Origin of the sequence: Skermania piniformis (genome assembly GCF_019285775.1) — a bacterium.
In the GTDB taxonomy this organism is placed as follows: Bacteria; Actinomycetota; Actinomycetes; order Mycobacteriales; family Mycobacteriaceae; genus Skermania; species Skermania pinensis.
In genome coordinates this window covers 2,937,185-2,962,398 of the sequence record NZ_CP079105.1, presented here as the reverse complement: position 1 = coordinate 2,962,398, position 25,214 = coordinate 2,937,185, and the positions used below count along the sequence as shown (strand labels likewise).

The 25,214-nt window shown below is 68.0% G+C and carries 22 protein-coding genes and 2 pseudogenes; 11 read left to right on the top strand and 13 right to left on the bottom strand.

Features of this window, described 5'->3' with window-relative positions; translation table 11 throughout:
* Positions 1-17: 17 nt before the first annotated feature.
* A complete protein-coding gene (locus KV203_RS13745; protein ID WP_066470394.1) occupies positions 18-410 on the bottom strand; it encodes a pyridoxamine 5'-phosphate oxidase family protein in 393 nt (130 codons plus the stop codon).
* Between the two features lie 116 nt (positions 411-526).
* Between KV203_RS13745 and KV203_RS13740 the strand changes: the two genes are divergently transcribed.
* On the top strand, positions 527-946 hold the full coding sequence (locus tag KV203_RS13740; RefSeq protein WP_066470396.1) for a Zn-ribbon domain-containing OB-fold protein: 420 nt from the start codon (positions 527-529) through the stop codon (positions 944-946).
* 2 nt (positions 947-948) lie between these two features.
* Complete coding sequence (locus KV203_RS13735) at positions 949-2,094, top strand: thiolase family protein (protein WP_066470397.1); 1,146 nt, start codon at positions 949-951, stop codon at positions 2,092-2,094.
* A gap of 39 nt (positions 2,095-2,133) precedes the next feature.
* Here KV203_RS13735 and KV203_RS13730 read toward each other — a convergent pair whose 3' ends face one another.
* The 4 genes from KV203_RS13730 to KV203_RS13715 all read right to left on the bottom strand — a co-directional run bounded on the left by KV203_RS13730 (position 2,134) and on the right by KV203_RS13715 (position 6,256).
* Positions 2,134-2,931, bottom strand: coding sequence for an SDR family NAD(P)-dependent oxidoreductase (locus tag KV203_RS13730; RefSeq protein ID WP_066470398.1), 798 nt, complete (start codon positions 2,929-2,931; stop codon positions 2,134-2,136).
* 31 nt (positions 2,932-2,962) lie between these two features.
* A complete protein-coding gene (locus KV203_RS13725; RefSeq protein WP_174522047.1) occupies positions 2,963-4,153 on the bottom strand; it encodes an acyl-CoA dehydrogenase family protein in 1,191 nt (396 codons plus the stop codon).
* Between the two features lie 26 nt (positions 4,154-4,179).
* Complete coding sequence (locus tag KV203_RS13720; protein WP_066470586.1) at positions 4,180-5,337, bottom strand: acetyl-CoA C-acetyltransferase; 1,158 nt, start codon at positions 5,335-5,337, stop codon at positions 4,180-4,182.
* Positions 5,338-5,434: 97 nt separating this feature from the next.
* Positions 5,435-6,256 carry a mycofactocin-coupled SDR family oxidoreductase gene (locus KV203_RS13715; protein ID WP_066470399.1) on the bottom strand — a complete coding sequence of 274 codons (822 nt, stop codon included), beginning with the start codon at positions 6,254-6,256 and terminating at the stop codon, positions 5,435-5,437.
* A gap of 131 nt (positions 6,257-6,387) precedes the next feature.
* Between KV203_RS13715 and KV203_RS13710 the strand changes: the two genes are divergently transcribed.
* Both KV203_RS13710 and KV203_RS13705 read left to right on the top strand, forming a co-directional pair.
* On the top strand, positions 6,388-7,197 hold the full coding sequence (locus KV203_RS13710) for an NAD(P)-dependent oxidoreductase (RefSeq protein ID WP_066470589.1): 810 nt from the start codon (positions 6,388-6,390) through the stop codon (positions 7,195-7,197).
* A gap of 15 nt (positions 7,198-7,212) precedes the next feature.
* Positions 7,213-8,895, top strand: coding sequence for an acyl-CoA synthetase (locus KV203_RS13705; protein WP_066470400.1), 1,683 nt, complete (start codon positions 7,213-7,215; stop codon positions 8,893-8,895).
* A 54-nt stretch (positions 8,896-8,949) separates the two neighbouring features.
* Here KV203_RS13705 and KV203_RS13700 read toward each other — a convergent pair whose 3' ends face one another.
* The 5 genes from KV203_RS13700 to KV203_RS13680 are packed head-to-tail and all read right to left on the bottom strand — an operon-like array spanning position 8,950 to position 14,445.
* Positions 8,950-10,539 carry a class I adenylate-forming enzyme family protein gene (locus tag KV203_RS13700; protein ID WP_066470401.1) on the bottom strand — a complete coding sequence of 530 codons (1,590 nt, stop codon included), beginning with the start codon at positions 10,537-10,539 and terminating at the stop codon, positions 8,950-8,952.
* Positions 10,529-12,007, bottom strand: a complete 1,479-nt coding sequence (locus KV203_RS13695; protein WP_066470404.1) for a class I adenylate-forming enzyme family protein — start codon at positions 12,005-12,007, stop codon at positions 10,529-10,531. Before KV203_RS13695 ends, KV203_RS13700 begins: the two co-directional genes overlap by 11 nt.
* Positions 12,007-12,813: an enoyl-CoA hydratase/isomerase family protein gene (locus tag KV203_RS13690; RefSeq protein WP_066470591.1), complete on the bottom strand. Its 807-nt coding sequence runs from the start codon at positions 12,811-12,813 to the stop codon at positions 12,007-12,009. The genes KV203_RS13695 and KV203_RS13690 overlap by 1 nt, the downstream gene beginning before the upstream one ends.
* Entirely contained in the window at positions 12,810-13,613 is an 804-nt protein-coding gene (locus tag KV203_RS13685; protein ID WP_066470406.1) for an enoyl-CoA hydratase/isomerase family protein, read from the bottom strand. Before KV203_RS13685 ends, KV203_RS13690 begins: the two co-directional genes overlap by 4 nt.
* A gap of 22 nt (positions 13,614-13,635) precedes the next feature.
* Positions 13,636-14,445 (bottom strand): enoyl-CoA hydratase/isomerase family protein, encoded by an 810-nt coding sequence (locus tag KV203_RS13680; RefSeq protein ID WP_066470408.1) that lies wholly within the window; start codon positions 14,443-14,445, stop codon positions 13,636-13,638.
* 120 nt (positions 14,446-14,565) lie between these two features.
* Between KV203_RS13680 and KV203_RS13675 the strand changes: the two genes are divergently transcribed.
* The gene (locus KV203_RS13675) at positions 14,566-15,219 is read left to right on the top strand and encodes a hotdog family protein (protein ID WP_066470410.1); all 654 of its coding nucleotides are present in this window, start codon (positions 14,566-14,568) and stop codon (positions 15,217-15,219) included.
* Positions 15,220-15,269: 50 nt separating this feature from the next.
* Positions 15,270-16,145, top strand: coding sequence for an enoyl-CoA hydratase/isomerase family protein (locus KV203_RS13670; RefSeq protein ID WP_083530051.1), 876 nt, complete (start codon positions 15,270-15,272; stop codon positions 16,143-16,145).
* A 33-nt stretch (positions 16,146-16,178) separates the two neighbouring features.
* Here KV203_RS13670 and KV203_RS13665 read toward each other — a convergent pair.
* From KV203_RS13665 to KV203_RS13655, 3 genes and pseudogenes are all read right to left on the bottom strand, one after another.
* Positions 16,179-16,877: pseudogene (locus KV203_RS13665) on the bottom strand (TetR/AcrR family transcriptional regulator); the annotation flags it as partial.
* 44 nt (positions 16,878-16,921) lie between these two features.
* On the bottom strand, positions 16,922-17,767 hold the full coding sequence (locus KV203_RS13660; protein WP_066470412.1) for an enoyl-CoA hydratase/isomerase family protein: 846 nt from the start codon (positions 17,765-17,767) through the stop codon (positions 16,922-16,924).
* Complete coding sequence (locus tag KV203_RS13655) at positions 17,764-18,975, bottom strand: cytochrome P450 (RefSeq protein ID WP_066470413.1); 1,212 nt, start codon at positions 18,973-18,975, stop codon at positions 17,764-17,766. Before KV203_RS13655 ends, KV203_RS13660 begins: the two co-directional genes overlap by 4 nt.
* A 161-nt stretch (positions 18,976-19,136) precedes the next feature.
* On the opposite strand from KV203_RS13655, the gene KV203_RS13650 reads away from it, so the two are divergent.
* From KV203_RS13650 to KV203_RS13630, 5 genes and pseudogenes are all read left to right on the top strand, one after another.
* The gene (locus KV203_RS13650) at positions 19,137-20,630 is read left to right on the top strand and encodes an acyl-CoA carboxylase subunit beta (protein WP_066470419.1); all 1,494 of its coding nucleotides are present in this window, start codon (positions 19,137-19,139) and stop codon (positions 20,628-20,630) included.
* 133 nt (positions 20,631-20,763) lie between these two features.
* Positions 20,764-21,372: pseudogene (locus KV203_RS20090) on the top strand (TM2 domain-containing protein); the annotation flags it as partial.
* Between the two features lie 150 nt (positions 21,373-21,522).
* Positions 21,523-22,731: an amidohydrolase family protein gene (locus KV203_RS13640; RefSeq protein ID WP_066470594.1), complete on the top strand. Its 1,209-nt coding sequence runs from the start codon at positions 21,523-21,525 to the stop codon at positions 22,729-22,731.
* 16 nt (positions 22,732-22,747) lie between these two features.
* Positions 22,748-24,364 (top strand): AMP-binding protein, encoded by a 1,617-nt coding sequence (locus KV203_RS13635; RefSeq protein ID WP_066470599.1) that lies wholly within the window; start codon positions 22,748-22,750, stop codon positions 24,362-24,364.
* Positions 24,361-25,197, top strand: coding sequence for an amidohydrolase family protein (locus KV203_RS13630; protein WP_066470597.1), 837 nt, complete (start codon positions 24,361-24,363; stop codon positions 25,195-25,197). Before KV203_RS13635 ends, KV203_RS13630 begins: the two co-directional genes overlap by 4 nt.
* The last annotated feature ends 17 nt before the right edge of the window (positions 25,198-25,214 follow it).

Sequence of the window (25,214 nt, the reverse complement as noted above, 5' to 3'; positions counted from 1 at the left end):
GTCGATACTCCTGGCGGTCACATCGCGATGAAGCTGGTCGCGTCGAGAATCAGCACCACTCGGTCGTTCACGTCGTCCGGTGGCTCGCCGGGATCGTCGCCGTAATGCGCGCCCAGTGCGGCATAGAACGTGCCGTCCGCGTCGCCTTGGACGGTGACCAGCCAGCCGCGGGTCTCCAGGCATCGGTCGGGCGCGTCCGGATCGGTGAGCAGGAACGAGTAGTTCGGGTTCGCTTGTAGGCTGGTGAACTTGCGGCGCGGGATCGTGTAACTCATCCGGAGATGGCAGCCGTCCCAGGTGAACCGCATCGGCGATTGGCGGGGCGAGCCATCCGGTGTCACGGTTGCCAACACCCCGACGATCGGTCGGTCTAGCAGGTCGGCGAGCCCCGCAGGAATTCTCGTGTCCATGCCTCCGCCTCGTGCTGAACGGTGCCGTAGAACCATTTACCGTTGACCTTACCGTAAGGTATTGTAGCCGGGAAGCAGTAGGTCGGTAAGGGAGGCATCGAGCTGTGACCCGACGAATGATCGCTCCGGACATCTCGAACTGGCCGGCCGAGGAGTTCCGGCTCGTCGGCGGCGCCTGCGCCGACTGCGGGGCTGCCGTGTTCCCGGTGCAGGCGCTGTGTCCACGGTGCAGTCGACCGTCCGTCGAGCAGCTCACCCTGCCGCCCGACGGAACGCTGATCACCTGGACCACACAGGGATTCCTGCCCGGGCCGCCGTATCTCGGCGGCGGGACGGCGCAGACGTTCACCCCGTTCGGGGTGGGTCTGGTTCAGCTCGGCGACGTCGTCCGGGTCGAGGGACGGCTCACCGAGAACGATCCGGCCAAATTGGAATTCGGGATGCCGATGGTCCTGACCACCATCCCGCTCGGCGTCGATGCGGCCGGCGACGACGTGCTGACCTTCGCGTTCCGACCCGCCGGCGACCAGGAGTAGAAATGGCCGACGACGTAGCGATCATCGGGGTCGGCTTGCATCCGTTCGGCCGGTTCGACAAGACGGCGATGCAGATGGGCACCGACGCGATCCGGGCCGCTTTGGCCGATGCCGGGTTGGAATGGCGGGACATGCAATTCGCGGTGGGGGGCAGTTGGGAGATCGCCAACCCGGACGCGATCGTGGGTCAGATGGGGCTCACCGGGCTGCCGTTCACCAACGTGTTCAACGCCTGCGCCACCTCGGCCGGCGTGACCGAGGCGTGTGCCGACGCGATCCGATTGGGCAAGTACGACATCGGCATCGCGATCGGCCTGGACAAGCATCCACGGGGTGCGTTCACCGTGGATCCGAGCTTGGTCGGGATGCCTCGCTGGTACGGCGAGAACGGTCAATATCTGACCACGAAGTTCTTCGGCATGAAGGCCAACCGCTATCTGCACGATCACGGCATCTCCGCGCGCACCCTGGCCCGGGTGGCGGCGAAGAACTATCGCAACGGGGTGCTCAACCCGAACGCGTTCCGCCGCAAGCCGATTTCGGAAGAAGAGATTCTGGCCTCGCCGATGCTGAACTACCCGCTCACCCACTACATGTTCTGTGCCCCGGACGAGGGTGCGGCCGCAGCGGTGATGTGCCGCGCCGACATCGCCCATCGCTACACCAGCAAGCCGATCTACCTGCGCGCGGTGGAGATCCGGACCCGCACCTACGGTGCCTACGAGGTGAATACCACCTATGGTCCGGTGCAGGAAGCTCCGGCGCCGTCGGTTTTCGCGGCCCGGGCCGCCTTCGAGTCGGCCGGGGTGTCGCCGCAGGACATCGATGTGGCGCAGCTGCAGGACACCGACGCGGGCGCAGAGGTGATCCATATGGCCGAAACCGGGTTGTGTGCACACGGGGAACAGGAGAAGTTGATCGCCGAGGGCGCCACCGAGATCTCCGGATCGCTACCGGTGAATACCGATGGTGGGTTGATCGCCAACGGCGAACCGATCGGCGCATCCGGACTCCGGCAGGTGCACGAATTGGTGCTGCAGTTGCGCGGCACAGCAGGTGAGCGCCAGGTAGCCGGCTCGCCGAACGCCGGGTTCGCCCTGCTCTACGGGGCACCGGGGACGGCGGGGGCGACCGTGGTCACCACCTGACCGCGCCGGCGCGCTGCCGCGTTCGAACCGGTCGGCCGATCAGATGAAGTCCGACCCACCATCGACGTTGATGTTGGCGCCGGTCATGTAGGAGTTGCGGCGCGAGGCCAGGAATGCGGCCACCGCGCCGACCTCCTCGGGCAGTCCGGCCCGGGGCATCTGTGCCGGGTGGCCGAAGTGTTCGCCGATTGCGGCCATCAGTCGGTACGGGTCGTCGCTGTCGATCCCGTGCGAGCGGGCCCAGTCCTGCAGTCCCGGGGTGACGACGGTGCCCGGTGAGATCACATTGACCGGGATCTCCTCCGGTGCCAGCAGCAGGGAGAGATTCTTCGAGATGCTGGTGACCATCGCCTTGGCCGCGGTGTAGGCGACCAGGTGCACACTCTGGCGTTGCGTCGAATGCGCGGAGAAGTTCACGATCCGGGCCCATTGAGCACGGCGCAGCAAGGGCAGTGCGGATTGCACGCAATGCACCAGCGACAGCGCGCCCTGATCCACCGCTGCACGCCAGTCCGCGTCGGTGACGGTCTCGAAGCTGCCCTGGCCGTACGGTCCGACGACGTTCACCAACACATTCAGTGCACCGTCCCAGCGCGCGCCGACTTCGGCGAACGCGTTCCGCACCGCGTCCGCGTCGCAGGCGTCGGCGGTCAGGGCCAGCGTGTCCGGGCTGCCGGCATCGGCGAGTTCCCGTGCCGCGCGGGTTACGTCTGCCGTGGTACGTCCGATCACCGCGACCCGCGCGCCGTCCGCCGCCAGGCAGCGCGCCGTGGCCAGGCCCATGCCTTTGCTGCCGCCGACCACCACCGCGGTCGCGCCGTCGAATCCCAGCTCCATCAGTCGGCCCGGTCCATCGCGTATCGGTGCATCACAACCGATAATCGGCCAGCACGCCTCGGGCGACGATCCGTTTCTGGATCTCGCTGGTGCCCTCGCCGATCAGCAGAAACGGCGCCTCGCGCATCAGCCGTTCGATCTCGTACTCGGTCGAGTAGCCGTAGCCGCCGTGGATCCGGAAGCTTGCCTGGGTGACCTCGTTGCAGAACTCGCTGGCCAGATACTTGGCCATGCCCGCAGCGACGTCACTGCGCTCGCCGGAATCCTTGAGCCGGGCGGCGTTCACCATCATCAGATGCGCGGCCTCGACCTTGGTGGCCATCTCGGCAAGGGAGAACTCGATCGCCTGGTGTCCCACGATCGGCCGGCCGAATGCACTCCGCTGCTGCGCATAACGGGCACCGAGCTCGAACGCACGGATCGCGATGCCGCAGGCCCGGGCAGCGACGTTCACCCGGCCGACCTCGATCCCGTCCATCATCTGTCGGAACCCTTGACCGGGTGCATTTCCGAGAACGCTGTCGGCGTCGGACCGGTACCCGTCGAACAGCAGCTCGGTGGTGTCGATGCCGCGATACCCCATCTTGTGGATTCGGCCCGGAACGGTGAGTCCGGGCGCAACCTCCCCGAATCCGGTGGGCTTCTCGATCAGGAACGCGGTCAAGTTGTCGTGCGGGCGCTCCCGGCCCTCGTCGGTGCGCACCAACACTGCTACCAGGTTCGCGGTAGAGCCGTTGGTGAGCCACATCTTCCGGCCGTCGATCGTGTAGCCGGTGCCGTCGGCGCGCACCGCCTTGGTGCGGATCGCGGCGACGTCGGAGCCGAGCTCCGGTTCGGACATGGAGAACGCGCCGCGGACCTCGCCGGTTGCCATGCGCGGTAGGTGGCGCTGCCGCTGTGCCGGCGTTCCGTGCTGTTGCAGCAGATACGCGACGATGAAGTGGGTGTTGAGTACTCCGGACACGCTCATCCAGCCCCGCGCGAGTTCCTCGACACACAGTGCGTAGGTGAGCAGCGATTCGCCGAGGCCGCCGTACTCCTCGTCGATCATCAGGCCGAACAGTCCCAAGTCGGCCATCCGATCCACGATCGCCTGGGGGTAGGTGTCGGTGTGTTCGAGTTCCTGCGCGACCGGGATGATCTCCTTGTCCACGAATGTGCGGACGGTCGCGAGTATGTCGTTCTGGATGTCGCTGAGGCCGTGCGTCTGGGCGAGTTTCACGAGATTGTCCGTTCCGGTGGTTCGACTCAGGCCACTCGCTCGAAGACCGCGGACAGGCCCTGCCCGCCACCGAGGCAGATGGTTTCGAGCCCGTACCGTTGTTCGCGACGATGCAACTCGCGCGCCAGGGTGGCCAGCATCCGGGTTCCGGTCGCGCCCACCGGATGGCCGAGCGAGATCCCGGAGCCGTGCACGTTGACCCGCTCCAGGTCGTCGTCGCCGAACCCCCACTCCTGCAGCACCGCGAGCGCTTGGGCCGCGAATGCCTCGTTCACCTCGATCAAGTCCATATCGGCGAGGGTAAGCCCGGCGCGGTCGAGCGCGGCGGTGGTCGCCGGTACCGGACCGATACCCATCAGCTCGGGTGGTACGCCGGCCACCGCCCAGGAGACCAATCGCACCGACGGTGGGACACCGAGTTGCTCGGCCCGTTCGCGGGTCGTCACCAGGCACATTGCCGCCGCATCGTTCATTCCGCTCGAATTGCCAGCCGTTACCGTTGATTCGGGGTCGACCGCGGCTCGCAGTGGAACCAGTGCGGCGAGCGCTTCCAGCGTGGTGTCGGCGCGGGGATGCTCGTCGGTATCGCACACGATCGTCGTATTCCGGCGACCGGGCACCGGGGTGGGCACGATCTGCTCGGCCGCGGCGCCGCTGTCGATCGCGGCGACCGCGTTGCGGTGGGAACGCAGTGCCAGCCGGTCCTGGGCGGCACGGGTGATGCCATGGCTGCGGCGCAGATTCTCCGCAGTCTCCACCATTCCACCGGGCACCGGATGATGCTTCCCGCCGGCGGTCTCCCGGCCGCGTACCAGTCCGTCGTGCATCCGGACACCGGTCCGAGCGCCGCCCCAGCGGATGTCGGTGGAGTAGAACACCACGTTGCTCATGCTCTCGACCCCACCGGCCACCAGAATCTCGTTGGCACCGCTGCCGACCTGCAATACCGCCTGGATCACCGACTGGAGACCGGACCCGCAGCGCCGATCCACCTGCATCCCCGCGGTGGTCACCGGCAGGCCCGCGTCGAGGGCGACCACCCGGCCCAACGCGGGGGCCTCGCTGCTCGGGTAGCAGTTGCCGAGGATGACGTCCTCGATCAGTGCCGGCTCGATCCCGGTGCGGTACAACAACCCCTGCAGCGCGACGGCGCCGAGCTCGGCCGCGGTCAACGCCGCGAGCATGCCGCCGTAGCGGCCCACCGGTGTCCGGACCGGTGCGCAGATGACCACCTCACGCGTGCTCACCCGAACCTCCCGTAGGTCACTTCCAGTGGACGGATCAGTACTGGGTGGAGCCGAGGTCGACAGCGATGGCAGCAGCGGTGACCAGTCGGGACCCGCCGGACACCAGCCAGTACACCGCGTCCGCGACATCTTCGGGTTCCGCGACCCAGTCCGGTAGGAACGGGGTGATCATATGGGCCAGTGGGGGGTTGGTCTCGAGCGTACGGCCGAGTGCGGCTAGCATGTCGCCGGTTCCCATCGGGGTGTTGACCGCGCCGGGGTGCAGGCTGTTCACCCGGATGCGGTGTTTGCCGAGTTCGGCGGCGAGGCCGCGGGCCATCCCGGTCACCGCGTGCTTGCTCGCGGTGTAGTGCACCATGAACGGTTGCATCTTGAGCCCGGCCGCGGAGCTGATCAGCACGATCGACCCGCCGTTTCCGCCGGCGATGATGTGCCGGGCGCCGGCGATCACGGTGTTCCAGACGCCGGTCACGTTGATGTCCATGATGTCGCGGAAGGAGTCCGGGGTGATCTCGTCCCAGGTTTGCGGGGCGCTGATCCCGGCGTTGGCCACGATCGCGTCGAGTCGGCCGAACTCGGCGACACCCCGGTCCACGGTTGCGGTCAGGTTCGCCAGATCTCGCACGTCCACCTGCTCGGCGCGGATGCGTTGTCCGGTTGCCTCGACCAGGCGGATCGTTTCGGCCAGGTCGTCCGGGGTCGCCGAGTCGTAGGGCACGCTCGGTGGCAGGGGGCCGGCGATGTCGACGGCGATGATGTCGGCGCCTTCGGTGGCCAGCCGCACAGCGTGCGCGCGACCCTGCCCGCGGGCGGCGCCGGTGATGAAGACGACCTTGCCGTCGAGTTCGCCGGTCATCGCACTCCTTGTGTCCGCGATCGGTTATGCACTTATAGTAAGTACAACAGTAGTATGGGCGAGGCCGTTCGGCGTCGGGTACCGCCGTTCTGGGTGGCAGGCCGGTGGATCGGCGCGGCGAAGGAGCGCAGATGTCGCTGGTGGTGGGATTCGTCGGCGCCGGCCGAATGGGGCGTCCGATGGTTCGCCGACTGCTCGATGCCGGCTATGCCGTGCACGTGTGCGCTCGCCGGGACGAGATTCGGGAAGAGGTCCGATCCTGGGGTGCCGAGGTAGCCGGATCGCCGGCCGAGGTGGCCGACTCCGCGGATGTCACGATCACCTGCCTGTATTCCGACGATCAGTTGCTCGAGGTGCTCGGCGGCCCGGACGGGGTGCTGGCCGCCGTGCGTCCGGGTACGCCGGTGGTATCGCACACGACCGGCACGGTCGCGACCGTGACCCGGCTGGCAGCTGAATCCACTGCTCGCGGCATCTTGTTGGACGGCCCGGTCAGTGGCGGAGCACACGATATCGCGGCCGGTCGGCTCACGGTGTTGCTCGGTGGGCCGGCGGATGCGGTATACCGGGTGGCGCCGGTGCTCGCCGCCTACGCCGATCCGCTGATCGAGACCGGGCCGCTGGGTACGGCGCTCGCGGTCAAGCTGGTGAACAACATGGTCTTCGCGGCGAATGCGCAGCTGCTCGCGGCGGCGCTGACGGTGGGTGAAGAGCTCGGGACGTCGGGTCCGCAGCTGCTCGAAGCATTGTCGCGCTGCAGCGGCAACAGCTACGCGCTCGGCGTGATTCACCGCGCCGGTGGCATCGCCTCGTTCACCACCAACGCCGGACCGTTTCTCCGCAAGGATGTCGCGGCGTGCTTGTCGGCGGCCACCGACCTCGGGATCGATCTGGGCGTGCTACTGCACGCCATCGATGCCGGCCCGCTCGAGCTGCGCTGAACAACACTTCTCGCCATGGAGGTCATCGTGACCGGCTCCATTCCGGCAACCCGGGAATTCACGCTCGTGCACACCGCTGATCTGGTAGCAGCACAGATTCCGGATCGGGAACTGATCGTGCACGGGGAGCGCCGCTACACCTACGCACAGATCGCCGAGCGCTCCCGGCGGCTCGCCGCGTTTCTGCAGGCGCAGGGGCTGGGGTGCCACACCGAGCGGGCCGACCTGCAGTCTCACGAGGTGGGCCAGGACCTCGTCGGCATCTATGCCTACAACGGTCCGGAGTTCGTGGAGAGCATCGTCGGCTCGCTGCGGGCGCGGGTCGCGCCGTTCAACGTCAACTTTCGCTACGTCGGCGACGAACTACGGTATCTGCTGTCCGATTCCGGTGCGACCGGGTTGATTTATCACGCCGCGTTCGCGCCGCGACTGGCGCAGGTGTTGCCGGACCTGCCGACGCTGCGGGTGCTCGTGCAGATTGCCGACGGTTCCGGCAATGCCTTACTCGACGGTGCGGTGGACTACGAAACCGTTCTGGCCGAAGCAGATCCGGAAGCGCTGGCGACCGAGCCGGCGCCGGACGATCTGTATGTGTTGTACACCGGCGGGACCACCGGCATGCCCAAGGGCGTGCTGTGGCGGCAACACGATCTGTTCGTCGCGGCGTGCGGCGGTCGGGACATGACCACCGGCGCGGTGGTCGAATCGTACGAGGTGATCGCCGCGCGGGTCGCGGCCAATCCCGGGGTGCGGATCATGATTCTGCCGCCGCTGATCCACGGTGCGGCGCAGTGGGCGGCGCTGACCGCGCTGAGTTCCGGCCAGACCGTGGTGTTCCCGCCGACGGTGGATCGGATCGATGCGCCCGAGGTGGTCCGGGTCGCCGAACAGGAGCGGGTGTCGGTGATCACCGTGGTCGGCGACGCCATGGCCCGCCCCGTGCTCGCGGCGATCGAGGCGAGCGACGCGGATCTGTCGGGGCTGTTCGCCGTCGCCAACGGGGGCGCGGTGCTGAGCCCGGTGGTGAAGGAGCGGCTGATCGCGGCCAAACCGGGTCTGGTGGTGCTCGACGGGGTCGGGTCGTCGGAGAGCGGCGCGCAGATGATGCACGTGTCCGCAGCCGGTGCGGTCGGCAGCGGAACGTTCACCGCCGGCCTGCAGACCCGGGTGCTCGCCGAGGACCGTAGCGCGGTGCTCGAACCCGGACACGCCGGGATCGGCTGGCTGGCGCAACGCGGGCACGGCCCGCTCGGATACAAGGGCGATGCGGCCAAGTCGGCGGCGACCTTCCCGGTGGTCGACGGTGTGCGGTACTCGTTGCCGGGGGACCGGGCCCGGCACCTCGCCGAGGGCGGTATCGCGTTGCTCGGCCGGGACTCGGTCACGATCAACACCGGTGGGGAGAAGGTGTTCGCCGAGGAAGTCGAGATGGCCATGGCGGGGCACCCAGCGGTCGCCGACGTGATCGTGGTCGGTCGGCCCAGCGAGCGCTGGGGCCAGGAAGTGGTCGCCGTGGTCGCGCTCGCACCGGGCGTCGACGCGTCCGCGGCGGAACTGATAACCCATGCCGCGAGCGGCCTGGCGCGCTACAAACTGCCCAAAGCGGTTGTGTTTCGAACCGCGCTCACCCGCAGCCCGGCGGGGAAGCCGGACTATCGGTGGGCTCGGGAGCAGGCAGAGTCGACCCGGTCGGAGTGAAAAGCCACTTCGGCGGTCCACACGCCTTCTCGGCCCATCGTGGTCGCCGTTCGGTCATCGGGTGCGTCCGGTTCGTTCGGTGGAGCTCGAGACGGATTCCCGGGCGGTGAGCAGGGCGCGGAGTGCCGGCAGATCGACCTTGCCGGTGCCGCCGCGAGGCACCGCGTCGTCGGTGTCGAGCAGCAGCCAGACGGTCGGCACCTTGAACGCGCTGAGCACGGTTCGAACCTGGGCGCGCAGCGATCTCACGGTTGTGCCGGCCTGGCACACCACTGCGGCGGCGATCCGCGGTCCGGGTAGATCGGTGACGTACGCGCCGTCCACCTGCGGCAGGCTCCGCAATGCCCGCTCGACCTCGCTCGGGTAGACGGTGGCGCCGCGCACCTTGACCATGTCGTCGGAGCGACCGTGGTGGAAGAGGAATCCGCTGGCGTCGAGGCGGCCCAGGTCGCCGGTGCGGTACCAGCCGTCGGCGGTGAAAACCTCCGCTCGGCTGCGTCCGCAGATGCCGAGCAGGAGGTGCGGACCGCGGAGCCAGATTTCACCGATCATATTGCTCAGCAATGATTCTCCGGTTTCCGGGTCGACGACGCGGACCTCGGTGCCGGCGAACGGGCGCCCGCAGCTGCCCCGCGCCGGGTCGGGGAGGTCGGTGTCGGCGGGGTAGCCGCAGTAGGGGCCGAACGATTCGGTCGAGCCGAACAGGTTCGCCCGGGTGCCCGGTGCCGGTTGTTGTTCGGGCGGCAGCAATGCGGGCAAGCTTCCCGGCCGCAGCGCCGACAGGTCGGCACCGTCTGCGGCGGCTGCTCGGGCCAGCGCTTGGCCCTGCTCGGGCCAGCCCCGGAACAGGGTCACCCGTTCCCGTTCCAACAGGCGCAGCGTCTCCCGCGTGCCCGGGATCGCCTCGGTGACCAGCGTCGCGCCGGCCGCCAGCGCGGTGAGCACCCCACTGCCGAACCCGCCGACCCAGAAGAACGGCATCGGCAGGTACAGCCGGGTGTCGCCGTCGATGCATCGGTCGGTCAGGCCGGCGCGGACCGCACCCAGCGCGCCACCATGGCTGTGGATCACCCCTTTCGGGGCACCGCGGCTACCCGAGGTGAACAGGATCACCAGGGGGTCGCCCGGGGTCACCGCACCGGCCAGGGCATCGGCGACCGCGCCGGCCGCGGCGTCGCCGCGCAGCCCGCTGCCCGACGTGGCCGAGTACACCGCACGCAGTGCTGGGACCACCGGGCGTAACAGCGGTGCAACCAGTTCGGTGTCGAGTGCGGCGCGCAGGCCGGCCAGATAGCGACGCCCGCGGAACTCGTCGGCAGCGATCAGCACCTGCACCGACGCCACCTGCAACTGCGCGAGCAGCTCCGGCGGCGTCAGCAAGGTGGACAGTGGAACCAGCACCGCGCCGATCCGGGTGACTGCGAGCGCGGTCCGTACCCACGCGGTGCCGTTCGGCGCGAGCAGGCCGACCCGAGTGCCGGTGCTGATTCCGGCGGCAACCAGTCCGGCGGCCAGTTCCCGGCTGCCCGCATCGAGTTCGGCATACGTGCAACGGCTTTCCGGGTCGACGACGGCCGGGCGGTCCGGATTGGTCCGTGCGGCTGCGGTGAGCAGGGAGCTGATCGTGCTCGGTTCAGCCGGCACGGTCGGTCCGGTCGCCGGTCGATTCGACGAAGTATCGGCGTACCGCGCTCAGGTCGGCTTTGCCGGACGGGGTGCGGGGCAGCGTCGAGACCACGACGATCTCGGTGGGCACCTCGTAGCCGGCCAAGCGATCGCGCAGGTAGCCGGTGAGTTCCATCGGGTCGGCAGCGGCACGCAGCTCGACCAAGGCGACCGGAGTGGCGCCGAGCCGCTCGTCGGGTCTGGCCACCACTGCCGCGCCGCGCACGGCGGGGTGGCTTTCCAGCGCGCACTGGACATCGTCTGGAATGATCTTGAAGCCGCCCCGGATGATCGCCTGATCGGCGCGGCCCACGATCCAGAGGAAGCCGTCCGGGTCGAGCCGGGCCAGATCGGTGGTTCGGATCCAGTCGGCTCCCGGGCCGAGCTGACCGGGAACGACCTCCAGCAGCCCGGTCGTGTTCGGCGGCAGTTCGGTGCCGTCGTCGGCAACTACCCGCAGCCGGGAACCGCCCTGGGCCCGCCCCACGCTCCCGCGCTTGCTCGACCAGTACTCCCGATGCTCTGCCAAGGTCCAGCCGGCGACGCCGCCGGCGAACTCGGTGGCGGCGTACGAGGTGAGCACCGGGATGCCGAACTTGGCTTCGAATGCGTCGGCGTCGGCGGCAGCCAGCGGCGCGGTGCCGGAGGTGATCACCTGCACGCTTGCGAGATCGTCCTGGGTGAGGTCCGAATGCAGCACCGTGCGCAGCGCGGCTGGGACCAGCGATACCGCCCTGGGTCGATAGCGACGAACCGCACGCGCCCAGGACGGCAGGTCGAAGCGGGGCAGCAGAACGAACGGACGTGCTTGGGTCACGCACTGCAACACCCGGTAGACCCCCGCGATATGGACCAGCGGTGAATGCACCACCGCCACCCCCGTCCGGGGAGTCTCGACCGCCGGAGCCGTCCGGAACGCCGGTCCGATGACGCTGTGTGCGAGGGCGTCGTAGCTGAGGTCGATTCGCTTGGGCGGTCCGGTGGTGCCACTGGTCAACATGCGTACCGCCACCGGGCAACCCAGCGGTTCGGTATCGACCAAGTCCGGTGCCGGGCCGGTGAACAAACCGGCCGGCGACGCCGTCGCCATACCGGCCGGCACCAGTTCGCTCAGGTCGCCGGGCAGGCCGAGCACCAACGGCAGGGCCAGCTCGGCCAGCTCGGTGCGCGTCCGGTCGCGGCCGCGACCGGGATTCACCGCGACCACCGTCGCGCCGGCGAGCAGCACACCGAGCAGGGCCGTCACGTGCGCGGGTGCGTTGCGTAACAGGATCCCCACGTCGGCCCGGCCGTTCTCGACGTGCGCTCGAGTCGCGACGGCGATCCGGGCCGCCGGGCCGGCCAGCTCGCCCCAGGTGTGCCAGCGGCCGTCGAACTCGATCGCGGGTGAGTCCGGCGCCAGGGTGAGCACTTCGCCGAGCCGCCGGGTCAGCGGATGCGGTATCATCACCGAATCCGCCGTTCGGCCCGGCGGGGCCCGCCGGCGGCGGCCAGCTCGGCCGTACCGAGCGGATTTCCCAGTCGGGTGTAGATGAGTCCCTGGTCGAGGGCGACGCGGTACGGCTTGTCCAGCGACTCCCAGATCGCTTTGACGGTGCCTTGGGTGGCGGCCGCCGGTTTGGTTGCGATGGTGGCGGCGATCTCGTGCGCCCGGGACCACAGGGACTCGCGTGCGACGACCTCGGTGACCAGTCCGATCCGGAGTGCGGTCCCCGCGCCGATCCGTTCGTCGTTGCCCAGCAACGCCATCCGTAGCGTCTCGCCCAACCCGATCCGGCGCATCAACCCGACCGGTTCCAGCGCCGACACCAATCCGACCGACACGTGCGAATCGAAAAAGGTGGCGTCGTCGGCGCAGATCACAACGTCGGACTCGTTGACGAAATAGAACGCCCCGGCGGTACAGATGCCGTGCACCGCACACACCACCGGCTTCCACATCTTCTGCCATTTCGGCCCGAGCAGCTCGCCCGGATCCTCGTGGTGCCAGACGCTGTTCGGCTGGCCGTAGGAACTCGTGAGGTCCAGGCCGGCGCAGAACGCCCGCTCGCCCGCCGCGCGTAGCACCACCGCGTTGACCCGGTCGTCGGTGCGCAGCAGCTGCCACGCCTGTGCGACCTCCGTACACATCTGCCGGTCGAACGCGTTGAGCCGCTCGGGCCGGTCCAGGGTCAGGGTGGCGACCCGGTCTCCCGCATCCAGGTCGAGCCGGATGGTCTGGAAGTCGGCGCTCGTCGGTTGGTCCGTATTCATCGGCACTGCCATTCCGGAGTGCGCTTCGCGACGAAGGCGCGCGGGCCTTCCGCCGCGTCTTCGGTGCGGGTTACCCGTTCCCGGAACGATTCGGCCAACAACTCGGCTTCGTGCAGCGGCAGGTCCAGTCCCTTCTGGATCGCCAGCCGGGTACCACGCACGGCGAGTGGGGCGTTCGAGTTCACCACAGCGGCGATCTCGTGCGCCCGCGCTACCAGCCGATCGTGCTCGACGACCTCGGTGATCATGCCGAGTTCGTAGGCTCGGCCGGCGCTCATCCGTTCGTGTTTTCCCATGATCGCCATCCGTAGTGCGACCGAGCGGGGTAGCACCCGGGCCAGCCGCACCACCTCTCGGCCGGCGACCAGGCCGATGCTCACATGTGGATCGAAGAAGGTGGCTCGGTCCGAGGCGATCACGATGTCGGCGGTGGTCACCCAGTCCAGTCCGGCGCCGCAACAGATTCCGTTGATCGCGGCCAGGATCGGCTTGGCCATGGTGCGGAACGGGGGTGTGCCTTCCTGCGGGGCCTCCCACTGCTCGTAGGTCGACAGGTAGGGCCGGTCGTAGATCACCTTGCCGTCGCCGGGAATTTCCTTGACGTCGGCGCCGGTGCAGAATGCCCGCCCGGTTCCGGTGACGATCAGAATCCAGACCTGTTCGTCGGCTTCGGCTTCGGCGTAGGCGGCCCGGAGTTCGGTGATCATGTGCGGGCTCAGTGCGTTGAGCGCTTCGGGACGGTTCAGCGTGACCGTGGCGGTATGCCCGGCGACCTCGTAACCGATGGTGTCGTACGGCATGAGATTTCCCCTCGTCGACCGGTCAGCGACCCTGGAAGTCGGGCCGGCGGTGTTCCCGAAAGGCGGCTGAACCTTCACGAAAATCACTGGTGCGGCATGCCAGTTCGAGCGCCTGTAGCTCGCTGGTCAACGCTTGCGGCAGGGTGGCGTGCAGGTTCTGCGCCAGCGTCTGTTTGGCCAGGCCGAATGCCACCGTCGGTGCGATCGTGAGTCGGTCGAGCAGTGCGTCGACCGCGGCGTCCAGGTCGTCGTCGGCGGCGCACTCGTGGATCAGGCCCCAGTCGACGGCGGTGTCGCCGCCGACCCGTTCGCCGAGCAGCAGCATCCGGCGCGCCCGGGCCAGGCCGATCAGCCGGGGCAGCAACCAGGTGGCCCCCGAGTCGGGGCTGAAGCCGCGGTCCAGGAACGGCTCCCAGAACGTCGCGGTCGGCGTGGCCAGCGTGAAGTCGGCGGCGAGCGCGAGGTTGCAGCCCAGGCCTGCCGCCCAGCCGCGCACCGTGCACACCACCGGCAGGTGGGTGGTGTGCACGAGTTCGACGAGTCGGTGTGCGCCGTGCGGAACACGGCGAAGCAGGTGGCCGGTGCGTGGTTTTGCGCCATCGTCGGTGCCGGCCACCCAGTCGATGCCGGCGCAGAAATGCGCGCCGTGCCCGGCGAGGTGGATCGCGCGCAATCGGTCGTCGGTGGCCGCGGCGGTGAGCGCGGCGATCACGGTCTCGACCATTGTCGGGGTCAGTGCGTTACGCCGAGCCGGTCGGTCCAGGACGATCCGCAGCACGCCGCCGTTCTGCTCGGTTCGCACGATGCCGGTTCCGTCGTCCGACGTGGTCATCGGCCCTCCAACTGTGCCGGGCGGATCGTGGTGTCACCGATCACTACTGTGATAGATACAGTAGACAGTACCGTTGTGCTTCTGCCAAGGTGATCGGGGTGCGACACGGAATGAGGTCCGATGGAGATCCGGTTCGGTGAGCGTCCGCTCGACCAGACGGTCGCTGCGGCCGGGTTGCTGCGCCGACTCACCGGCCTGTTGCTGGCGCAGGAACATCCGCAGCGAGTGGTGGCCGAGATGCTCGACCGGCTCGGCAACTGGGAGCGCGAGCTCACGGCTACCGCGGCGCGGAACTTCGCCCCGCGGGTCGGTGCGGAACTCGACGACGGCGACCGCCGGGTCTATCTCGACCACGCGTTCGACATCGGTAGCTATAACCCGTGTTTCCCCGAGTACGGGTTCGAAACCACCGATCCGGCGGTAGCTGCGGGGAGGGTGGTCTTCCCGATCGCCTACGAGGGGCCGCCCGGTCTGGTGCACGGTGGATTCCTCGGTGTCTTTTTCGATTGTGTGGTGCAGCAGCACAATTGCGCGGTCGGCCGCACCGGGAAAACACGGTCGCTGACCGTCACCTACCGCCGGCCGACGCCGATCCTGGCCGAGCTGAGCTTCACGATCGAGCGCACCGACACGGGATCGGGGATCGAATCGGTTGCCGTGCTTCGGCACGATACCGAGCTGCTGTGCGAGGCACGGATCGAGACGGTTGCGGCGTCGCCGGATCGACTACGCGGCGCGCGGTACGGCCGACGCCGGGTCCGCGATCGAGCGTAGTTGTCCTACCTGAGCGCAGTCGTCCCAGAGCAGAGAATGAGGTTGCCGCGATGAGTGTTTCGACTGCCGCCGACGGCCGAGTGCAGTACGAGGTCGGCCCCGACGGCCGGATCGCCACCCTGACGCTGAACCATCCGGAGCGGCGCAACTCCTACGATGCCGCGATGCGGGACGGGATGGCCGGGTTTCTGGCCGCGGCTGCCGACGACGACGAGGTCACGGTGGTTCTGCTACGCGGGGCGGGCGGCGTGTTCAGCACCGGTGCCGACATGAACAACGCGTACGGCTGGTACGGGAAAGAAGATGCTGCGCAAGGGCGTCGGCCGAGCCAACGGCGACGCCTCACGGTCGACCGCAAGACGTTCGATTTCTATCACGAGTTTCTCGGTTACCCGAAGGTGACCGTGGCCGAGGTCGGTGGGTTTGCGCTCGGCGGCGGATTCGAGCTGGCGTTGATGGCCGATCTGGCCGTCGTGGCCGCAGACACGCGGATCGGTATGCCCGCCACCCGATTCCTCGGGCCGGCGCTGGGGAGCTTGCACATGTTCTTCCATCGCCTCGGCCCGGTGTTGGCGCGGCGGCTGCTACTCACCGGGGACATCGTCGAGGCCGGGTCGCTATCGCACCTCGGGGTGTTCACCGAGACCTGCGCGCCGGATCAGGTCACCGCACGGGCGCGTTACTGGGCGGAGAAGGCGGCGCGGATGCCGGCCGACGGTGTGGTGATCGCCAAGGAAGCGTTCCGTCTGGTCGAGCAGAGCCAGGCGTATCAGGGGGAAGAGGTGGCGAGCTACCTGTTCCACGCGTTCGGCACGAATCTGCAGTTCGGCGCCGACGAGTTCAATTTCGTGAAGGCCCGGGCACAGCACGGGACCAAGGAGGCATTTCGCTTGCGCGACGAACACTTTCACGTTCCGGAGCCGTGATCGACGGCGCAGGAAGAAGAGTGGCGGTCAGTTACCGGGGTCCAGCAAGCGGCCGGCATGATCGAGAATGCAATCCAAGCCGTACTCGAAGTTGTGATCGTCCGGTGCGCCGCTGCGGCGGCCCTTTGCCATGGCTTCGGCGAGCAACGGAGTGGTCTCCGGTTCGATGGTGATGTCGTCGTAGTAGGCCGATGCCCCTGCCTCGATCTCCTTGTTCTTGTCGTAGAGCCGCTGCAAGACCACCGAGCCGCGTACATGCAGGTTGATCGCGGAGTAGAGGTCGAACGCGGCGTCGACCGTGAAACCGGCCTTGACCAGGGTGGCAATCGCGCGTTCGATGCCCTGGGCACCCTGCCGCGCGGCGTCCCGGCTCAATGCCGAGCGGATCAGGATCAGGTCGGCCAGGATGGGATTGCCGAGGAAGGTCTCCCGCATGGTGCGCGCGTGGTTGCGGAGCGTCTCCCGCCAATGATCGGCCTCGACGAAGGGTGCAGCGAAGGCGTATCGGCTCAAGGCGCGGTCGGTCATCGCGTTGAGCAGATCGTCCTTCTTGCGGAAGTACCAGTAGATACTGGTGACACCGACATCGAGGTGGCGACCCAGCATCGGCATGCTCAAGCCGTCGATGGAAACCACTTCGGCGAGCTCGAACGCACCCTGGATGATGTCTTCGGGGTTGAGCGATCCGCGCTCGCGACGTTGTCGCTTAGCGGGCGCTGCGCGTTTCGGCATCGTTGTCCGGCTCACTTCCTCTGCGTCGGTATGTGCCCAATACCTTATCGGTGCCCGGAAGATCCCGCCGGATCCGGCGCCGGTCCGGGTAGCGGTGCACCGGTGAAGCTCGGTTCCCGCTTCGCCAGAAACGCAGCGAATGCTTCCAGAACATCGGGACCGGCCAGGTTGCTTGCCTGCGCTCGACTTTCGGCGGCGAGTGCCTCGTCGAGAGTGCGCTCGGCGCCGGCGATCAGCAATGCCTTGGTCTGCGCCAGTGCGGTCGGTGACCCGGCGGCCAGACGGTGCGCGAGATCGGCGACGAAGCCGTCGATTTCGGACTCGGAGCGAACCCAGGTGAGCAGTCCGAGCGCGTGCGCTTCGGCGGCGTCGATCGCGTCGGCCAGCATGGTGAGGCGTTTGGCCTGATGCAGGCCGATCAGCCGCGGCAGGATCCAGGAGCCGCCGCAATCCGGAGACAGCGCGCGTCGGGTGAAAACCTGACAGAAGCGAGCATCGGGTGTCGCGACGACGAAATCGCAACCGAGCGCCAGATTCCAGCCCGCGCCGTAGGCCGGTCCACGTACCTTGGCGACCGTCGGCACCGGCAGCTCGAAGAGCAGCCGGACGACCGCGTTGATCGACGTCATCTCCGCGGCCGGATCGGTGAACTCGGTGACCTCGGCCGCGCCGGACAGGTCCGCGCCGGCGGAGAAGGCGCCGCCGGCGCCGGTGAGCACCACCGCCCGGGCGGCGCCGGTGGCGATCCGGTCCAGTTCCCGACCGAGCGCGGCCCAGAGGGCGCGATCCAGTGCGTTCCTTCGTTGCGGGCGGTTGAGCGTGAGCGTGCACACGCCGTGTGCGTACTCGACGAGCAGGACCCGTTCGGCGCCGGTTTCGGGGTCACTCATCCGACCGACTCGAAGGTGATCGGAAGGCGGTTGGGGGAGCGAAACGGCTGACCGGCGATGTGCGGATCGCCGTCGGTGGTGAGCGTGATGCCGTGCACTCGATCCAACAGCCGCTCCAGCGCGACCCGGGTCTCCATCCGGGCCAGATGCAGGCCGAGGCACGTGTGTACGCCGGCGGTGAAGCTCAGATGGGGGATGCGCTTGCGGAAGATGTCGAACTCGCCGGGGCGTTCCCATCGCTGCTCGTCTCGATTCGCTGCGCCGAGGCAGATATCGAGAACGGCGCCGCGGGGCAGTCGGACACCGTCGAGTTCGGTGTCGGCGGTCACCGTGCGCTGCACCAGGGTGAGCGGCGTCTCGTACCGTAGGCCCTCCTCGATCGCCGCGCTGATCAGCTCTCGGTTGCGCCGGACCGCGGCGAACTGGTCCGGGTGGGTGAGCAACAGGTACAGCAGGTTCCCCGAGGATCGGTAGGTGGTCTCCAAACCCGCCGGCAGCAGCAGCCGCAGGAAGGAGTAGATCGCTTCGTCGGTCAGCTTCTCCCCGTCGATCTCGGCGGCTACCAGGTCGCCGATGATGTCCGACGTCGGCGTTGCCCGTCGCCGGTCGATCTGAGCTTGGAAATACTCCTGCAGGGCGGTCGACGCCGTGAATGCGCGCTGGACGTCGGCGGTGTAGTTGATGATCTCGACCGCGTGTTTGCGGAAGAACGGCAGATCGTCCTCGGGCAGGCCGAGCAGCCGGGCGATCACCCGGGTCGGGAACTCGAAGGTGAACTCGCGCACCAGATCCGCGCGGTCGCGATCGGCGAACTCGTCGATCAGTTGGTCGCAGATCGGCCGGACGATCTCGGGTTCCCAGGCGTGCAGCGACTGTGGCCGGAACGCCGCGGCGACCAGATTCCGGTGGGCTTTGTGCACGTCGCCGTGCATCGCCAGAATCGTCGGGCCGATGAATACTCCGATGGTCGAGTCGTACAGCCGGGAGCTGTAGGTGCGGTCGTCGCGCAACGCACTGTTCACCGCCGCGTAGGACAACGCCGACCAGGACTGCCGCGGCCGGAACTGCTCGGGTGTGCGGGAATAGTCCATCACCGTGCCCGGGACGACACCGCCCAGCCGCCGCCGCGCCGCGAAGTACGGATACGGGTCGCGGGGGTCCAAGGTCGGCTCGGTGGTGGTCGGGTCGTCCCGTACGGGGGTGTCCACAGTTCACCTCTTCGGCGGCGGATGAGCCCGCTCTCGATACTCTTACGGAATAGCTGACAGTAAGGTTGACTATAAGTGACCTCGACAGTCGAGACAACGAGGCCTCGAGGCCGGACCGGAGCAGGTGCCATGGACAGCAGTGCCAGCAACATGGACGCGCCGTGAACGCGGACAGCTGGAAGGAGACGCTGGCGGATCTCGAGTTCCGACGGGACCGGTCGGCCGCGATGGGCGGCCCGGAGCGAGTCGCCCGGCATCGGAGCAAAGGAAAGCTGGATGCCCGTGCTCGAATCGAGTACCTGCTCGATCCCGGTTCGTTCCAGGAGTTCGGCACCCTGGTCGGCGGCGAGGTGGCGGCCGACGCGGTCGTCGCGGGTTCCGGGTTGATCGACGGGGTTCCGGTGATGGTGGGTGCCGAGGACTTCACCACGTTGGCCGGGTCGATCGCGCCCGGGGGCAATGCCAAGCGGTATCGGCTGGCCGAGTTGGCGGTGCGCCACAAGATACCGTTGGTGATGCTGTTGGAAGGTGCCGGATTCCGGCCGACCGGTGCACATTACGGCCGGACCCCGACCGATCTGCTCGCCCAGGCCCGGTGTTCGGGTCGGGTTCCGGTGGTGACCGGAGTGCTCGGCGCCTCGGCCGGACACGGGGCGTTGGTCGCGCCGGTCTCGGACTTCTCGATCATGAGCCGGCAGGGCGCGATCTTCACCGCGGGCCCGCCGGTGGTGCACGAGTCGACCGGCGAGCGGATCAGCAAGGAGGACCTGGGCGGTCCGGACGTCGCCATCCCGAGTGGGCTGATCCACAACCTGGCCGACACCGACGAGGACGCACTCGACGATATCCGGCGTTATCTCGGCTACTTTCCGTCCAGCGCCTGGTCGTACCCGCCGGCGTTGCTGTCCGACGAGACGACCGAACCCAGGGCGACGCCGGAGCTGTTGGACATCGTCTCGCGGGACAACCGGGCGAGCTACGACATGCGGCAGGTGCTCGACGTGGTTCTGGACACGCCGGACTGGTTCGAGGTGCAGCCGGGCTACGGCGATGCGATCGTCTGCGCGCTCGCCCATCTGGGTGGCCATCCGGTCGCTGTCGTTGCCAATCAGCCCGATGTGTGGGCCGGCTCGATCGACGCTGCGGCGGCCGCGAAGGCCGCGCACTTCATCTCGGTGGCCGATTCGTTCCACCTGCCGCTGGTGTTCCTCGCCGACAACCCCGGCATGTTGCCCGGACGAGAGTCGGAGCGGGCCGGGGTGCTGCGGGCCGGCGCCCGGATGTTCGTCGCGCAGACCACGGCTACCACCCTCAAACTGCACGTCACGCTGCGTAAGGCCTATGGGTTCGGCTCGATGGTGATGTCGCTCATCGGCTTCGACAACCAGGCTGCGGCCTACGCCTGGCCGGGCGCCACCATGGGTGCGATGAGCGCGGCGGCGTTGGGACTGGCGTCCGGTGCCACGGAGGATGTCGCGGCGAAACTTCGCGAGTTCGAGCTGTTGGCGTCCTATCACTCGGCCGAGCACATGGGTTTCGACGAGCTGATCCAGCCCGACGAGACCCGAGATGCGCTGTTGATCGCGTTGCGCCGCGGCATCTTCACGCGCCAGGCGGCGCCTGAGCCGGTCCTGCGTACGGCGATTCTGCCGTAGCCGGATCACCCGGCGGCATACCCCGCCGAGCCTGGTCGGTCATCGCGGTGTCGGGGCGCGGAATTACCCTCGATCCGAGGTTCGCAAAGCCGACGCGAGGAGTTCACCGATGACGGATCCCCAGCAGTACGAGCCGGGCAACGACGCCACTCCGAATCTCCGCAAGGCCGGTGCCGATTCCGAACCGACCCAGCCGTACGACCCGGCCCAGCCTTACCAGCCGACGCAGCCTTACCAGCCGACGCAGCCGTACAGTCCGGCCCAGCCGTACGGTCACGACGTCGAGCCGCCGCCGCCCTACGGCCCGCCGCCCGGCTATCCGACGGACCAGGGCTATCCGCCGCAACCGGGCTACCCGCCGCAGCCCGGTTATCCGCCGCAGCCGGGATATCCGCAACCCGGATATCCCGCCCCGCCCGGCTATCCGGTGCAGCCGGACTACGGCTACGGTGCGCCGCCCGGATACAACCCGAACGATCCCGAAGCGCCGTATGGCCGCGACCCGCTGACCGGCGTGCCGTACTCGGACAAACAGAAGCTGGTCGCGGGTTTGCTCGGGATCCTGCTCGGCTTCGTCGGTGCCGGTCGGTTCTACCTGAACCAGCCCGGCATGGCGATCGCGCAGCTCGTGGTGACCTGGCTCACCTGCGGCATCGGCGGAATCTGGCCCTTGATCGACGGGATCATGATGCTGACCGGAAGCGTGAAAGACCGGTACGGCCGGCCGTTGCGGGACAACTGAACGACGCCGGACGCGGACGTCGCGTCCGGCATCGGCGGTGGTCGTTTCCCCGCCGCCGGGCCTTGTGCCGACCAATACTGATAGGTATACAGTAGATATATCTATTCGGTTTACGGCAGCTGGCCCGTGCCGGGACGAAAGGATCCGCCGATGCCCGAGCTGGCCTACCAGGCGATCGACACGGACAACCACTATTACGAGACCCTCGACGCGTTCACCCGGCATCTACCGCGGGAGTTCAAGCGCCGGGGCGTGCAGATCGTGCAGGCCGGCAAGCACGCGACGACGATCATCGGGAACCGGGTGAGCCGGTTCATTCCGAATCCCACCTTCGACCCGATCATCGTTCCGGGATGTCTGGACCTGATGTTTCGGGGGCAGGTGCCGGAAGGAGTGGATCCGGCATCACTGATGCAGGTGGAACAGCTGGAACTGCGTCCCGAGTACCGTGATCGGGCTGCTCGGGCGGCGGTGGTCGAGCAGCAGGGCATCGAGACGGTGTTCATGTTCCCCACCTTCGGGTGTGGGGTGGAAGCGGCGCTGCGCGACGACATCCCCGCGACGATGGCCTCGTTGCACGCGTTCAACCGGTGGTTGGACGAGGATTGGGGCTTCGACCGCCCGGATCATCGGATTCTGTCGGCGCCGATGATCTCGTTGGCCGATCCGGGTGCGGCCGCCGCCGAGGTGGACTTCGTGCTGGAGCGGGGCGCGAAGCTGGTCCATGTCCGGCCTGCTCCGGTGCCCGGTGTCGGCAAGCCGCGCTCGCTGGGGGACCCGGTGCACGACCCGGTGTGGGCGCGGATTGCCGAGGCCGGTATCCCGGTGGCCTTCCATCTCGGTGACAGTGGCTATCTCCAGCTCGCGGCCATGTGGGGCGGCAAGGACACGTTCGAGCCGTTCGGCCCGGGCGACGCCCTGGACAAGATCGTGGTGGACGACCGAGCGATCCACGACACGATGGCCTCGTTGATCGTTCACGGCGTGTTCGATCGGCACCCGCGGCTGCGGGTGGCCAGTATCGAGAACGGATCGGATTTCGTACACCGATTGTCGAAGCGGATGACCAAGCTGGCCAACCAGTCTCCGCGATCGTTCCCGAACGATCCGGTGGCGACGTTGCGCGAGCACGTCTGGGTGGCGCCGTACTACGAGGACGACCTACCTGCCTTGGCCGAGCGGATCGGGGTCGAGCGCATCCTGTTCGGCTCGGACTGGCCGCATGGCGAGGGGCTGGCTGAACCACTGGATTTCGTCGCCGAGCTGGCCGCTTTCGATGCCGGTGATGTTCGGAAGATGATGCGTGACAACGCGCTCGACTTTCTCGGCGTACCGGTCGCGGCACCGGCCGGCCGCTAGCGAATCGGTCGGTGCGGTGACCGAATGGGCCATCGGGCAAGTGCTCGATGCGGTAGCGAGCGCGGTGCCGGATCGGGTGATGACCGTCTGCGGTGACCGCCGCAGCACCTTCGCCGAATCCGCAGTGCGGACCCGCCGCTGGGCGAACTTCTTGGCCGACCGCGGCCTCGGGGTGAACCGGGACGACGCCGAGCGGCAGCGGTGGGAGTGTGGGCAGGATCGGGTCGCGCTGCTGTTGCGCAACGATCTGTATCTCGATGTGCTGCTCGGTTGCCTCAAGGCACGCACGGTGCCGGTCAACGTCAACCCGAGCTACACCGCACCCGAGATCGCCGATCTGGTCGGTTACCTGCGGCCGAGCGCAGTGGTATACCACCGCGGTGTCGGACCGGTGCTGAACGAGGCGGTGCCGGACCGGTCCGGGCTGCTGTCGGTCGTGCTGGACGACGGCAGCGATGCACCCGAGTTGCCCGACGCGGTGCCGTTCGCGCACGCGCTGGAATGCGGCGACCCGGACCGGGTGATCGAGACCTCGCCGGACGATCTGGCGATGTTGTGCACCGGGGGGACGACCGGCCGGCCGAAGGGCGTGCTGTGGCGGCAGGCCGATCTCTATGTCTCGGCGATGAACGGTGCCGACCACGAATCGATGTCGGTGCTGCACGACTTCGCGCAGCTGACCGGGCAGTCGTGGTTCGCGGTGTCGCCGCTGTCGCATGCCGCCGGCGTGTTCACTGCTTGCGCGGGTCTGTTGGCGGGGCAGACGATCGTGCTCTACGACGACCGGGAGCGCTTCGACGCCGGCCGCGCACTGGTCGTCGCCGAGCAGGAACGGGTCGCGCTGATGACCATCGTCGGTGACGCTTATGCCGGGCCGCTGGTCGCCGAACTACGCCGGCGACACTACGACCTGTCGGGATTGTTCGGCATCGGGACCGGCGGCGCGGCGACCAATCCGGTGTATCGCCGAGCCCTGCTGGAACTGTTGCCGCACGTCACGCTGATCGAGGGATACGGATCGTCGGAGACCGGTGGGATGGGGTTCGGCCGCAGCACTCGGGGAGCCGAGGTCGAGACCTTCGCGCCGATGCCGGGTGGGGCCGCGATCTCCGCCGACCGGACCCGGTTCCTGCAGCCGGGCGACGAGGAGATCGGCTGGGCGGCAAGGATCGGCCGGGTTCCGATGGGGTATCTCGACGACCGCGAGGCGACCCTGCGTACCTTCCCGGAGATCGACGGGCAGCGAGTCGCGGTACCCGGAGACCGGGTGCAGTTGGCGGCCGACGGCACCATCCGGCTGTTCGGCCGGGACGCGCTGGTGATCAATACCGGCGGCGAAAAGGTGTTCGTCGAAGAGGTCGAAGAAGTCCTGCGGGCGATCCCGGAGATCGTCGACGCCCTGGTGGTCGGTCGACCGAGTCGGCGCTGGGGCACCGAGGTTGTCGCGCTGATCTGCGGCGCGCCGATCGCCGCGGAGCTGCTCCGGTCGCGGTGCCGGGAACGGCTGGCCGGATACAAGGTGCCCAAAGACTTTCTGGCGGTCCCGGAGATTCGTCGGCTGGGTAACGGCAAGCCCGACTATCGGTGGGCGCGCGCCCGGGCCGCCGCGGCAGGAACGGAGTCCCGGCCGTGACCAAGGTGATCGATTGCTTGGTCAACGTGCACTTCGGCGAGACCGAGCAGCAGCCGGACTGGATGCTGAAGGTGCGCGACGACTACTTCAAGGGTCCGAAATCGATGTTCGCGCAGCCGGACCTGGGGCAACTGCTGGACGAGATGGACGAGCTGGGGGTGGCGCGAGCGATCTTGATGTACAACATGGTCCGGCCCTCGGCCACCGCGTTGAAGTTCACCACGGCCCGGCCGGACCGATTCGCGCTCGCGGTCAACGGGGTGGATCTGCTGCGGCCGGTAGCGACGCTGCGAACGCTGACTGCGCTGGTCGCGGATCTGCCGGTGGTGTACACCACGGTCGGTGCCAGCTTCTGGGGCGACGGCCGTTATCCGCCCAGCGATGCGGTCTATTACCCGCTGTACTACAAATGCGCCGAGCTGGGCCTGCCGCTGTGCATGAACACCGGGATTCCGGGTCCGCCCATTCCCGGCGAGGTACAGCACCCGATCCACCTCGATCTGGTCTGCGTGCGTTTCCCGGAACTGAAGCTGTGCATGATCCACGGTGCCGATCCGTGGTGGGACGTAGCGATCCGGCTGCTGATCAAGTACGCCAACCTGCGGCTGATGACGTCGGCGTGGTCGCCGAAGCGACTGCCCGACAGTTTGATCCACTACATGCGCAGCCGCGGCTCGGACAAGGTGATCTTCGGCTCGGACTGGCCGGTGCTGTCGATGCGCCGAGTGGTACCCGAGGCGCTGGCGTTGGACCTGCCCGACGACGTGCGCGAGAAGTATCTCTATGCCAATGCACGGGACTTCTTCTTCGGCGACCGAATCCCGCCCGCCTGAGCAGCCTGGAGAGCACC

Excerpts from the sequence above, each read along its gene's own strand:
- KV203_RS13745 (WP_066470394.1), bottom strand. The coding sequence starts at position 410 with ATGGACACGAGAATTCCTGCGGGGCTCGCCGACCTGCTAGACCGACCG.
- KV203_RS13740 (WP_066470396.1), top strand. The coding sequence starts at position 527 with ATGATCGCTCCGGACATCTCGAACTGGCCGGCCGAGGAGTTCCGGCTC.
- KV203_RS13735 (WP_066470397.1), top strand. The coding sequence starts at position 949 with ATGGCCGACGACGTAGCGATCATCGGGGTCGGCTTGCATCCGTTCGGC.
- KV203_RS13730 (WP_066470398.1), bottom strand. The coding sequence starts at position 2,931 with ATGGAGCTGGGATTCGACGGCGCGACCGCGGTGGTGGTCGGCGGCAGC.
- KV203_RS13720 (WP_066470586.1), bottom strand. The coding sequence starts at position 5,337 with ATGCTCGCGGCGTTGACCGCGGCCGAGCTCGGCGCCGTCGCGCTGCAG.
- KV203_RS13715 (WP_066470399.1), bottom strand. The coding sequence starts at position 6,256 with ATGACCGGCGAACTCGACGGCAAGGTCGTCTTCATCACCGGCGCCGCC.
- KV203_RS13710 (WP_066470589.1), top strand. The coding sequence starts at position 6,388 with ATGTCGCTGGTGGTGGGATTCGTCGGCGCCGGCCGAATGGGGCGTCCG.
- KV203_RS13705 (WP_066470400.1), top strand. The coding sequence starts at position 7,213 with ATGGAGGTCATCGTGACCGGCTCCATTCCGGCAACCCGGGAATTCACG.
- KV203_RS13695 (WP_066470404.1), bottom strand. The coding sequence starts at position 12,007 with ATGATACCGCATCCGCTGACCCGGCGGCTCGGCGAAGTGCTCACCCTG.
- KV203_RS13690 (WP_066470591.1), bottom strand. The coding sequence starts at position 12,813 with ATGAATACGGACCAACCGACGAGCGCCGACTTCCAGACCATCCGGCTC.
- KV203_RS13685 (WP_066470406.1), bottom strand. The coding sequence starts at position 13,613 with ATGCCGTACGACACCATCGGTTACGAGGTCGCCGGGCATACCGCCACG.
- KV203_RS13680 (WP_066470408.1), bottom strand. The coding sequence starts at position 14,445 with ATGACCACGTCGGACGACGGAACCGGCATCGTGCGAACCGAGCAGAAC.
- KV203_RS13675 (WP_066470410.1), top strand. The coding sequence starts at position 14,566 with ATGGAGATCCGGTTCGGTGAGCGTCCGCTCGACCAGACGGTCGCTGCG.
- KV203_RS13670 (WP_083530051.1), top strand. The coding sequence starts at position 15,270 with ATGAGTGTTTCGACTGCCGCCGACGGCCGAGTGCAGTACGAGGTCGGC.
- KV203_RS13660 (WP_066470412.1), bottom strand. The coding sequence starts at position 17,767 with ATGAGTGACCCCGAAACCGGCGCCGAACGGGTCCTGCTCGTCGAGTAC.
- KV203_RS13640 (WP_066470594.1), top strand. The coding sequence starts at position 21,523 with ATGCCCGAGCTGGCCTACCAGGCGATCGACACGGACAACCACTATTAC.